At 74.7% G+C, this 10,987-nt stretch carries 9 protein-coding genes; 2 read left to right on the top strand and 7 right to left on the bottom strand.

Going from position 1 to position 10,987, the window contains the following annotated elements; genetic code table 11:
- Window positions 1-173 precede the first annotated feature (173 nt).
- Entirely contained in the window at window positions 174-1,286 is a 1,113-nt protein-coding gene (locus ACQP1P_RS05010; protein WP_433083535.1) for a glycosyltransferase, read from the top strand.
- Between the two features lie 24 nt (window positions 1,287-1,310).
- Here ACQP1P_RS05010 and ACQP1P_RS05005 read toward each other — a convergent pair whose 3' ends face one another.
- The 3 genes from ACQP1P_RS05005 to ACQP1P_RS04995 all read right to left on the bottom strand — a co-directional run bounded on the left by ACQP1P_RS05005 (window position 1,311) and on the right by ACQP1P_RS04995 (window position 4,523).
- Entirely contained in the window at window positions 1,311-2,483 is a 1,173-nt protein-coding gene (locus tag ACQP1P_RS05005) for a phytoene desaturase family protein (RefSeq protein ID WP_433083534.1), read from the bottom strand.
- Complete coding sequence (sigJ, locus tag ACQP1P_RS05000) at window positions 2,480-3,403, bottom strand: RNA polymerase sigma factor SigJ (protein ID WP_433083532.1); 924 nt, start codon at window positions 3,401-3,403, stop codon at window positions 2,480-2,482. Before sigJ ends, ACQP1P_RS05005 begins: the two co-directional genes overlap by 4 nt.
- Before the next feature lie 64 nt (window positions 3,404-3,467).
- Window positions 3,468-4,523: a Gfo/Idh/MocA family oxidoreductase gene (locus ACQP1P_RS04995; RefSeq protein ID WP_433083530.1), complete on the bottom strand. Its 1,056-nt coding sequence runs from the start codon at window positions 4,521-4,523 to the stop codon at window positions 3,468-3,470.
- Window positions 4,524-4,643: 120 nt separating this feature from the next.
- Here ACQP1P_RS04995 and ACQP1P_RS04990 point away from each other — a divergent pair, with 120 nt between their 5' ends.
- Complete coding sequence (locus ACQP1P_RS04990) at window positions 4,644-5,762, top strand: cellulose binding domain-containing protein (protein WP_433083528.1); 1,119 nt, start codon at window positions 4,644-4,646, stop codon at window positions 5,760-5,762.
- A gap of 32 nt (window positions 5,763-5,794) precedes the next feature.
- Here the strand turns inward: ACQP1P_RS04990 and ACQP1P_RS04985 are convergent, their stop codons facing one another.
- From ACQP1P_RS04985 to ACQP1P_RS04970, 4 genes are all read right to left on the bottom strand, one after another.
- Window positions 5,795-6,949 carry an acyltransferase family protein gene (locus ACQP1P_RS04985; RefSeq protein ID WP_433083526.1) on the bottom strand — a complete coding sequence of 385 codons (1,155 nt, stop codon included), beginning with the start codon at window positions 6,947-6,949 and terminating at the stop codon, window positions 5,795-5,797.
- A gap of 61 nt (window positions 6,950-7,010) precedes the next feature.
- Complete coding sequence (locus ACQP1P_RS04980) at window positions 7,011-7,949, bottom strand: alpha/beta hydrolase family protein (RefSeq protein WP_433083524.1); 939 nt, start codon at window positions 7,947-7,949, stop codon at window positions 7,011-7,013.
- Window positions 7,950-7,965: 16 nt separating this feature from the next.
- Window positions 7,966-9,600, bottom strand: a complete 1,635-nt coding sequence (locus ACQP1P_RS04975; RefSeq protein ID WP_433083522.1) for a hypothetical protein — start codon at window positions 9,598-9,600, stop codon at window positions 7,966-7,968.
- On the bottom strand, window positions 9,597-10,985 hold the full coding sequence (locus tag ACQP1P_RS04970) for a glycosyl hydrolase family 28-related protein (RefSeq protein WP_433083520.1): 1,389 nt from the start codon (window positions 10,983-10,985) through the stop codon (window positions 9,597-9,599). The genes ACQP1P_RS04975 and ACQP1P_RS04970 overlap by 4 nt, the downstream gene beginning before the upstream one ends.
- Window positions 10,986-10,987: the final 2 nt, after the last annotated feature.

Raw genomic sequence — 10,987 nt, 5'->3', positions numbered from 1 at the left:
TCGTCCCCCGCGAACGTTTCGTGCCGGAATACTCGCGTTTAACAGGGTTGGGAGCGCTTCCAGTTGCCCGCACGCTACGCACGCCGGCAGCGCAGCGTCAAGGTCTACGTATTTCGATCTTCGGATTCCGCGGTCTTGAAACGCGGCCGCCGCCGTGGTCATACTCCACCGCCATGGCGGTCTTCCTGCTCGTCGCGCACGGCACGGCCGGCGACGTCCTGCCGTTCGCCCGCGTCGGCGCCGCACTGGCCGCGCGCGGCCACGACGTGACGCTCGTGAGCCACGCGCCCTTCGCCCGGCACGCGCCCTACGGCTTCGCCGCCATCGACACCGAGGAGCGCTACCGCGAGCAGCAGGCGCACACCCCCGAGCTGCTGGCCGTGCGGCACCCGGACGACCTGCGCCGGTACTACGAGGCCCGGGGCCTCTTCGACGACCTGCGCCGCGAGGTCGAGCTGCTGGCCGAGCGGCACCGGCCCGGCGAGACGGTGCTCGTGGGCCGGCACACCTCGGCGCTGTCGGTGCTGGTCGCCGGGGACCTGCTCGGCGCGCCGGCGGTCTGGGTCGCGGTCGCCCCGGTGCAGCTGATGGTGGCCCCGGTCGCCGCGGCGCACGCGCGCAAGGGGCTGGCCGCGGGCGTCGACGCGGTGCGGGCCGGGCTCGGGCTGGCGCCGGTGGCCGACTGGGCCGGGTTCCTGCGGGTGCCGACGCTGGGGCTGTGGCCGGGCTGGTTCGACGCGGCGGGGGTGCGGTCGCGGGCGGCGCTGACCGGGTTCGTCTGCGGCGACGAGGACGGCGAGACGGTGGAGCTGCCCGGGCGCCCGATCCTCGTGACGGGCGGGACGGGGCAGATGCTGCATCCGCGGTACTACGAGGTCGCCCTCGCCGCGGCCGGGCTGGTCGACCACCCGGTCGTGGTCGTCTCACCCGAACGGGTCGAGGGCTTCGCGTGGTACCGCCGCCTGCCCTTCCCCTCGGCGCTGCCCCAGTGCGGCGCGATCCTGCACCACGGCGGGATCGGCACCGCCGTGCGCGCCCTGCTCTCGGGCACGCCGCAGGTGATCCTGGCGCACGGCGCCGACCGGCCGGACGTGGCCCAGCGGCTGGCCCGGCACGACCTGGCGCGCTGGCTGCCGGCCGACGCCTGGACCCCGGAGGCGGCCGCCGACCGGCTGTGGGCGGCCCTCACCGACACCGGCTACGGGGCCCGCGCGGCGGGCTTCACGGAGCCCACGCCGGCCGGGCCGGAGCGGGCCGCCGACCGCCTGGAGGCCATGCTGGCCTGACCGCGCCGATCACGGTCGATCGCGCTACATCGATGCCTTCGGCAACGCGGAGCGTGAAAGTTCCACGGACACGGCCTCGGCCGCGCGGCGCGCCGAGTGCAGCGCGACCTCGGCCAGCATCCCGGGCGCGGCCACGCTGTCGCCGGCCAGCCACACGCCGTCGCCGCGGTCGATCGCGGGCCGGTCGCGCCAGGTCGAGCCGGGAGGGTCGACCGCGCCGGTGCGCCCGTTCGCGAACGCGTCGCGGCGCCAGGTGACCCGCTCGCGCCAGCCCGGCAGGGCCAGGTCGGCGAGGGCCTCCGCGCGCAAGGTGGCGGCCGGGATCGGCTCGTCCGGGCGGGCCGGCAGCTCCAGCTGCACCAGGGCGTGCCCGGGCGGGGCGAGGCTCGGGTCCGGCAGCGAGTAGCGCTCCACGAACCCGCCCTCGTCGAGGTCCGACACCACGAACGGGTCGCGGCGGTCCGCGCGCAGCCCGAGGTCGACGAGCGCGGCCCGCCCGCTCGGCCAGCGCAGCGAGTCGTCGCCCAGCAGGGCGCGGGCGGCGTCCAGGCCGGTGGCCACGATGACCGGGCCGCCGGGCAGGGCGTCGACCCGCTCGCCGGTGGCGATCGTGGCGCCGAGGCCGCGGGCGCGGGCCGCCATCCGCTCGACCATCGCGGACCAGCCGCCGCGCACGTAGCGCACCGCCGGCCAGCCCGGGGCGACGGCCCGCAGCAGGCGCTCCCACACGAACGCGGCCGAGAGGCGGCCCGGGTCGGCGGTGTAGGTGATGACGCCGACCACGCCCGCGGCGGCCCGCGTCGCCTCGGGGCCGAACCGGCGCGTGGCCCAGTCGCCGAACGACTCGTCCACGGGCGCGCTCAGCCGGCGGTGCGAGACCATGCGCAGCAGCGCGAGGGGCGGGGCCGAGCGGATCCGCCCGTCGCGGCGGAACCGGAACCTCGCCAGCTCGCCCGGCGTGGGCCTGCCGCACGGCTGGACCAGGCGGCGCGCGGCGAGCCAGCGGAAGGGCTCGCCGTCGCTGTAGAGCACGTGGGTCCCGTCGTTGGCGATGTACGGCCCGGGCGTCGAGCGGGCCCGCCCGCCCAGCGACCGGTGGGCCTCGTGCAGCGTGACGGCGAGCCCGCGCTCCGCGCACGCGATGGCGGCGGTCAGCCCGGCCACGCCGCCGCCGATAATGGTGATGGAGTTCCTCATGCGGGTGTGGACGCGGCGCCCCCCGCGCGACGTGACACCCGGGCGAGCTTCTCGGGGTTGGCGACGAGGAACACCGTGCCGACGCGCTCCCCGTCCGGCTCCACGGCGAGGACCAGGATCACGCGCTCCCCCACCCGCGCCACGATCGCCGGGGCCCCGTTGACGTCCTCGATCGCGATCTCGAACGCGGCCGGGGTGGGCAGGCCGATGGAGGCGAGGAAGCGCTGGGCGCCCTCGTCGTTGGAGATCGCGGTGAGGAAGCGCCCGACGCGCTCGGCGCTCTCGATGACCCGCAGCGGCGCCTTCGCCCGCCCGCCCCCGTCGGCGACCAGCCGCACGTCGGCGGCGAGCAGGTCGACGAGGCCCGCCAGGTCGCCGCCGAAGCAGGCGGCGAGGAAGCGCTCGGTGAGCCGGCGGCGCTGGGCCCGGTCGGCGCGGTAGCGGGGGCGGGCCTCGCGCACGTGGTCGCGGGCGCGCCGGGCCAGCTGGCGGGTCGCGGCCTCGCTGCGGCCGATGACCTCGCCGACCTCGGCGTGGGAGAGGCCGAAGGCTTCGTGCAGGACGAACGCGGCGCGCTCCAGCGGCGACAGCGTCTCCAGCACGACCAGCAGCGCCAGCTCGACGCTCTCGGCCAGCTCCGCGCGCGCCTGGGGATCGGGCCGGGTGCTGATCAGCTCCGGCAGCCAGGCGCCCGGGTAGGCCTCGCGGCGGGCCCGGACCTGGCGCAGCCGGTCGATCGCGAGGCGGGTGGTCACCGTGACGAGAAACGCCTGCGGGCTGCTCACCTCGGACCGGTCGGCGGCGGACCAGCGCAGCCACGCCTCCTGCACCACGTCCTCGGCATCCGTGACGGTGCCCAGGATGCGGTAGGCGACGTCGAGCAGCCGGCGGCGGTGCGGCGTGAAGTCATCGGAGCCCATGCGTGACAAGACGTCACCGCCGCCGGATGTGTGACATCAGAGGTGTCGCCTCACAGCCGTGCCATCAGAGCTTGACGACCTCGCCGGTGTCGGCCGAGCGGCGGGCCGCCTCCAGCACCTTCAGCGCGGCGATGGCGTCGTGCACGTCGACCGGGCTCGGGGCGCCGTCGCGCAGGGCGGCCGCGAAACCGGCGTAGAACTCCTGGTACGCCCCCGGCTCGGTCGCCACCGTGTGGTCGGCGCCGTCGTAGTCGGTGAGCACGCCGAACGCCTCCGGCCCCTCCTGGCCCCAGCCGGGCTCGGTGGGCAGCCGGCCCGCGCGCAGCGCGTCCTCCTGCACGTCGAGGCCGTACTTCGTGTAGGCCCCGCGATCGCCCAGCACCCGCAGCCGCGGGCCGGACTTGGCCGCGAGCGTCGTGGCCCACAGGTGCGAGCGCGCGTCGCCCTCGTGCCGCAGCGCGATGAACGTGTCGTCGTCCACGGTGAGCCCGGCGCGGCGGGTGTGTGCCTCCGCGTACACCTCGGTCGCGGGGCCGAGCAGCTGCAGCGCCTGGTCGACGAGGTGGCTGCCGAGGTCGTACAGCAGGCCGCCGGCCTCGGCCGGGTCGCCGCTCTCGCGCCAGCCGCCCTTGGGCACCGGCCGCCACCGGTCGAAGCGGGACTCCAGGCGCAGGACCCGGCCGAGCCGGCCCTCCGCGACGAGCCGGCGCACGGTGCGGAAGTCGCCGTCCCAGCGCCGGTTCTGGTACACGGTCAGCAGCTTGCCCTGCTTCGCGGCCAGCGCCGCGAGCTCCTCGGCCTCGGCCGCGGTCGGGGTGAGCGGCTTGTCGACGACGACGGACAGCCCGGCCTCGAGCGCGGCGCGGGCCATCGGCGCGTGGGTGCGGTTGGGCGAGGCGACGACGACGGCGTCGAGGTCACCCGCGGACCACAGCTCCTCGGCCCGCTCGACGATGCGGGCGTCGGGGTACCGCTGCGCCGCGCCGCGCTGCCGGCCCGGGTCCGAGGTGACGATCGCGGCCAGGCCGAGCCCGGGGGTGGTGCTGATCAACGGCGCGTGGAACGCGGAGCCGGCCAGGCCGTAGCCGATCAGCCCGACGCGCAGGGTGGTGTCGCTCATGGCGCCAGTCTTCCATCTCGCCCACCGGGCACCGGCGCCTGTTGGGGTAACATCGGCGCGCGTTGCCGTGGGAGCCGGCCGATGAACCCCCGCCTGTCTTCTCCGTGAGGAGTGCTCCCCGTGCTGCGCAGATCCTTCCTTCCTGCCCTGATCGCCGCCGCCCTGGCCGCGGCCGGGCTCATGCTCGTCCCGCCCGCCGGGGCCGCCCCGACGGCCGCGGCCCCCGTGCGCATCATGCCGCTCGGCGACTCGATCACCGCCGGCCCCGGCTGCTGGCGCGCCAAGCTCTGGCACCGCCTGCAGACCAGCGGCTACACGAACATCGACTTCGTGGGCGGCGTCTCCGACGGCGGCGGCTGCAACCCCGGCTACGCCTACGACTTCGACCACGAGGGCCACGGCGGCTACTCGGCGACGGGCATCGCCGACAACAACCAGCTCCCGCCGTGGCTGGCCGCGGCCAACCCCGACATCGTCCTCGTGCACCTGGGCACGAACGACATGTGGGGCGGCTACATCCCCCTGGCCACGAAGCTGACGGCGTTCACGAAGCTGGTCGGCCAGATGCGCGCGAACAACCCGGCGATCAAGATCATCGTGGCGCAGATCATCCCGATGAGCGCCGCGGCCTGCGCCACCTGCCCGGCCGACGTGGTCGCCCTGAACAACGCACTGCCGTCGTGGGCCGCGGGCCTGACCACGGCCCAGTCGCCGATCGTGCTGGCCGACCTGTGGACGGGCTTCGACGCGGTGGCCGACACGGGCGACGGCGTGCACCCGAACGACGCCGGCTTCCAGAAGATGTCGGACGCCTGGTACCCGGTGCTGGCCCGCGTCCTCGGCGGCACCACCCAGTCCCCGTCTGCGTCCCGCTCGGCCTCGGCCTCCCCGTCCCCCTCGCGCTCGGCCTCAGCATCCCCCACTTCCGGAGGCGGCAGGTGCTCGGCGACGTACAGGATCGTCTCGTCCTGGGGCGGTAACTTCCAGGGCGAGGTGGCGGTGACGAACACCTCCACGACGGCGTCGACCGGCTGGACCGCCACGTTCACCTACGCCAACGGCCAGGTGGTCAGCCAGGCCTGGAACGCCACCGTGGCACAGTCCGGCGCGGCGGTGACGGCGCGCAACGTGACGTACAACGGCGGTCTGGCTCCTGGCACCTCGGCCTCGTTCGGCTTCCTGGCCTCGTGGAACAACGCCACGAACGCCATTCCCGCGGTGAGCTGCACGCTGTCCTGACCCCGGCGGGGCCGTCCCGGTGCGGGCGGCCCCTACCGGTCGGCCGCACGGATCTGGGCGAAGCTCTCCCGCAGCCGGGACCGCACGAACCGGGCCGCGGGCCGCTCGTAGAGGCGGTTGACCAGCAGCGCGAACACGATGCAGGCCAGCGCGAGCCCGCCGGCGAGCAGCCAGGGCGAGACCCGGGTGTGCAGTCGCTCGACCACGATCCGGCCCAGCTGCATGTGCAGCAGGTACAGCGGATACGTCAGCGCGCCGACGACGGCCAGGCCGCGCCACCGCAGCCACGAGGACCAGCCCAGCGCGATCGCCAGCATCACCGCGAAGAAGGCCACCATGACGAGGAACGCCTCGTTGAAGGTGACGGCGTACCTGGCGTCGTGGAAGAACGCGACCCGCTTGATCAGCCCGGGCACCGAGGCGACGATCGTCACCGCGAGGCCGCCGAGCAGGAGCAGGTTCGCGCCGAAGCGGTGGATCAGATAGAGCAGGATGCCGGCGACGAAGTACGGCGCATACTCCGCCGACACGGTCTTGGCCACCGGCGGGAATCCCGTGTACTGCCCGTAAAGCGCGGCCGCCATCCACAGCGCGCAGAACAGCACGACCCGGCGGTAGGTCAGGCCGAAGTACACCAGCACCGCGAAGAGCAGGTAGAAGCGCAGCTCGACGGCGAGCGTCCAGTACGGGAAGTCGATGTCGCGGATGCCGAAGAACTGCTGCAGCATCGTGGTGTTGACCAGCACGTCGGAGATGCGCGGACGCCCGTCGCGCAGCGGGAACGCCATCAGCGCGACCGAGGTGAGCAGCACCGCGAACACGTAGACCGGCATGAGCCGGGTGACCCGCGAGACGGCGAAGTCCGAGACGCCCCGGCCCCACGCGCTCATGCAGATGACGAAGCCGCTGATCACGAAGAAGCATTCGACGCCGAGCCAGCCGTACTCGAACACGTGGTGCACGGTGTGCCCGAAGACCTGCTCGGACGGCCGCCCCCAGTGCCCGCGGCTGCCGAAGTCGACCAGGACGTGGAAGCCGACGACGGCCAGCGCGGCGAGGAACCGCAGCAGGTCCAGGGCATAGAGACGCCCGTGCGCCGGACGGACCCGTTCGACGACGGCTTCGGCGGCGGGTTCAACGGCGGGATCGGCGGCGGGATCGGCGTTGTGTGCCTGTTCGACAGCCATCCCGGCCCACTCCCGTCCCGCATCAGATCGGCGCCGGGGCGAGTCTAGCCGCCGCCTGCGCTCACAGGGTGCCGTCATACTGCACGGTGCTCGGGGCCGTGGCGTCCGGCCGGAGCCGCCTGCGGGCGGCCGCGTCGTCGTAGAGCGCGTAGCGCAGGAAGTCGAGCATCGTGCGGTCGACCGCGTCCCCGGCCGGGCCGGGACTGAGCAGCGCGGCGTTGTGGTCGCCGCCGGACACCGTGACGAAGCCCTTGGGCCACGCGCAGCTCTCGTAGAGCCGGCGTCCGTTGGCGTACGGCACGGTGTCGTCCCGGTCCCCGTGCACGAACAGCACCGGGGTCGCCGCGCCGCTGAACGGGCCGGGCAGGCTCTCCCCCGCCACCACGTCCCCGCCGGCCACGATGATCCCGGCCCGCAGGCGCGCGTCGCGGTCCGGGCCGGACAGCAGCCCCGCGGTCGTGTACCCGCCCGCGGAGTGCCCGGCCGCGCCGACCCGGCCCGCGTCGAGGTGCCCGGCCAACGGGGTGCCGGGGTCGAGGATCCGGCTGATCACGAACGCGGCGTCGGCCGGCTGGTTCGGCATGTCGCCGGCGTCGAACCGGGCGGCCCGGCCGTTGGTGAACGGGTACGCCGGGGCGGCCACCACGAACCCCGCGGCGGCAAGCTTCGCCGTGAACGGCTCGTAGCCCTCGGGCACGGCGTGCAGGCCGTGGCTCCACAGCACCAGCGGGAAACGCCCGGGCGCGACCGGCGCACCGGCCTTCGGCGCTCCGTCGCCCGGCCCGCCGGCCGGATACAGCACCTGGGTCCGCAGCGTGCGCCCGGCGCGCACGAACGTGAACTCGGCGGTCCCGACAGCCCAGCTGCGCACCGGGGCGGCCCCGTCGGCGACCCAGGCCAGCGAGCGCCCCGGCCCGGCCAGGCGGTCCCCGGGGCCGCCGGCCCGGGGCACGGCGAGCGGGCAGCCGACCGCGACGAGCATCGCCAGGCAGACGAGCATCTCGCGGCGCGTCCGGCTACGGGGCGCCGCTGGGTTCGCCGGCACGGGAATCCCCGGATGCGGGTGTCTGGGCGGCCGGCGTCTGGGCGGCGGCCAGGATGCCGGCGGCGATGCCGAGCAGCAGGGGCCACTGGGCCGAGTCGGAGAAGTAGGGGAAGGCCAGCAGGGTGATCGGGGTGATGAGCCCGAAGACCGCGGCCGCCCGGTGCAGCGCGGGGGCGCTCCGCCCGGCCAGGGTCCGCACCGACAGCCACGCGACCACGAGCAGGAACGCGGTCACGAGCAGGACCGCGCCCGGCCCGAAGCGCAGCCAGTCCTGCAGCCACTCGTTGTGGACGTACAGCACGGTGGTCCTGTCCGAGGCCAGGCCGGGCAGCTGCGGGTGCTGGGGGCCGATGCCGGTCCAGAAGTTCTTCCGCACGGCGGACCAGGCGACCCGGATGTCCTCGAGGTGCCCCTGGCTGGACTCGGCGGCGACGTCCTGGCCCCCGGCCTTCGGCGGCGGCTTCCGGCTAGGGCTCGCGACCGGGACCGGGCTCTTGCGGGCCGGGGAGGCGCTCGAGATCGGGCTTTTGGGGGCCGGCAAGGCGCTCGAGACCGGGCTTTTCAGGGCCGGGGGGGCGCTCGCGGTTCGGGGCGGCCCGGCGGACGGCCGGGCGGGGCTCGCCGGGGCTGTGGTGGCGGGCCTGTTCTTGGTGGAGGGCGTGGGCGCCACGGACGGGGCCACGGATGAGGCGCCGACGAGGCGCTCGGTGATGTCCGAGCGCATGCCGGGCAGGATCAGGATGCCGAGCCCGAGCGCCAGCGCGCTGATGGCCGCGCGCCGCGCCACGGCCGTCCACTCCCGGCTGAGCACCACCACGAGGACCAGCACCACGGCGGCGGCCAGCCAGATGGTGACCCGGAAGCCGATCAGCACCAGGGTGACCGACAGCCCCATGGCCAGCCCGGCGAGCCGGGTCAGGCGCGAGCGGGCGACCAGGAGCGCGCCGAAGACCGCTATCGCCACGGCGGGCAGCGCGGAGTCGTAGTAGGTGAAGTACCGGCTCACGCGATCATCGGCGGCCTGCCCGGTCGCCACCGCGTAGGCGGCGGCCAGCACGAGCACGCCCAGGCCGGTCACCGCGGCCACCTGCACTGCCCGGATCTCCTCCGGGAACGCGACGATCAGCAGGCCGATGGCGACTCCGAGCGCCACGGCGACGAAGTTGCGGCTGTTCTGGTTGGCGGCCGAGAAGGCCGACTGGCCGTACACGATCCCCAGTGCGAAGGCGAGGACGGCGAGCGCGGCCAGGATGCCGAGCAGCACCCAGGCCACCCGGCGCACGACGGGCCGGTCCCCGCGACGGCGCAGGCGCACCAGGGCGACGGCGATCGCCGAGAGGGCCAGCAGGTCGATCGCCGGGACCTTGCCCTCGTAGTAGATCTGCGCGCCCAGCCTGGTGACGGCGGCGAAACCACGGCCGTCCGGGGCCTCGCGGGCCGTGACGGCCAGGAACACGACGACGGCCGGCGCGTGGCGCCCGGCGACGATCGGCAGCGCGACGGCGGCCGCGAGCATGACGGCATAGTTCGGTGACCACACCGCGACCAGGACGCCGAGGGCGACGACGGCCGCGACCCGGGCCCACACCCGCACCGGACCGCTCACGGCTCGGTCGCCATCACCTGCACCGCTCCACCCGGGAACAGCGCGCACAGCTGGGTCTTGCCGCCCTCGGTCCGCGCGAAGACGCGCACGGCCCCGGGGTCCGGGGGCGGCGGGGTCGCCTGGGCCCGCAGGTCGAACGCCGGCCGCACCACGAGGTTCTTCGTGGTGTTGCCCAGGCCGTTGGTGAGCTCGATCTGCGAGCTCACGTTCGGGGTGCCGATCCACCCGAGGCCGCTGTTGGGCCTCAGGCGGCCGTCCTTGTCCCGAACGCCCGGCTGGGACAGGCTCGCGCGGATGTTCGACGCGCCCTGGTCGCCGGCGAAGTCGACGGCTGCCGTGCCGCAGTTCACGATCTTGGTGTCGACGATGCCGCCGGTCGGCTCCCCGGCCCGCGGACCGGCCACGAACTGGACCCCGATCTCCGTGCCGGGGCCGGCGAAGTTGTAGCCCAGGACCATGCCGCCGATCCAGCGCACCCCATTGCGCGAGATCCGCACGCCCACGCCGCCGTTGAGGTCGGCGTAGCAGTTCATGCAGCTGATGTGCCCGGCCGCCAGGTCGAAGGAGATGTCCTGGTCGATGCCCCAGGCGTGGCAGTTCACCATCAGGGTGCCGGCGCTGTTGCCGGTGATCCGGAAGCCGGTGCCACCGTTCTGGAAGGTCAGGCAGTTGAGGAACATCGAGTCGTGGGGGCCGTTGAAGTTGACGCCGTGCCCGTCGTTGTCGTGCGAGCGGATGCCGGACAGGCGGGCCTCCATCTGGTGCGACGGAGCCGGCAGCGCGCTCGAGGTGCCCCACTCGGTGAAGATGCCGTCGTTGCGGCAGTTGAACACGATGATGTCGCTGAGCTCGTAGCCGTAGCCGTAGAGGCGCAGGCCGTAGCCGCCGCCGGGGTTCTTCGCCTTGTTCCCGTCGAGGGTCAGGTCGCGCACGCTGAACAGCGTCGTCCCGCCGTCGGTGTTGCCGCCCGTGAGCCGATCGAAGCCGTCCGACTCGAGGATCGCCGAGCCGGCTCCCGGCCAGAGCTTGAGCACCGTCGCGTCGCCGCCGGAACCGCGCAGGTGAATGCGGGAGTACAGGGTCAGCTTGCGGGTCAGGAACGTGCCCGGCGGGAACTGCACGATGCCGCCCGTCGCCCGGGCCGCGTCGATGGCCGCCTGCACCTTCGCCGTGTCGTCGGCCCGGCCGTCCCCGGCCGCCCCGAAGTCGCGCACGTTGAACGCCGCCTCGGTGGTCCGGGCCGGGGCCGGCGAGGCGTTGTCGTGGCGGACCACGGCGCCGGCCGCCGCGGCGCTCGCGGCCGCGGCGAGGGCCCCGCCGGCGAGCGCGGCCCGGCGGGAGACGACCGGTGGCGCCGGCCGCCGGTCAGGACCGTCCTGGATCATGC

The organism is Dactylosporangium sp. CA-052675 (genome assembly GCF_050947935.1).
In the GTDB taxonomy this organism is placed as follows: domain Bacteria; phylum Actinomycetota; class Actinomycetes; order Mycobacteriales; family Micromonosporaceae; genus Dactylosporangium.
Note: the sequence above shows the minus strand (reverse complement) of the source record. Positions and strands in the feature narration are given on the sequence as shown.

Coding starts and splice junctions, on each gene's coding strand:
- sigJ (WP_433083532.1), bottom strand. CDS start 3,403: ATGGGCTCCGATGACTTCACGCCGCACCGCCGCCGGCTGCTCGACGTC.
- ACQP1P_RS04970 (WP_433083520.1), bottom strand. CDS start 10,985: ATGATCCAGGACGGTCCTGACCGGCGGCCGGCGCCACCGGTCGTCTCC.
- ACQP1P_RS04980 (WP_433083524.1), bottom strand. CDS start 7,949: ATGCTCGTCTGCCTGGCGATGCTCGTCGCGGTCGGCTGCCCGCTCGCC.
- ACQP1P_RS04995 (WP_433083530.1), bottom strand. CDS start 4,523: ATGAGCGACACCACCCTGCGCGTCGGGCTGATCGGCTACGGCCTGGCC.
- ACQP1P_RS05010 (WP_433083535.1), top strand. CDS start 174: ATGGCGGTCTTCCTGCTCGTCGCGCACGGCACGGCCGGCGACGTCCTG.
- ACQP1P_RS04985 (WP_433083526.1), bottom strand. CDS start 6,949: ATGGCTGTCGAACAGGCACACAACGCCGATCCCGCCGCCGATCCCGCC.
- ACQP1P_RS05005 (WP_433083534.1), bottom strand. CDS start 2,483: ATGAGGAACTCCATCACCATTATCGGCGGCGGCGTGGCCGGGCTGACC.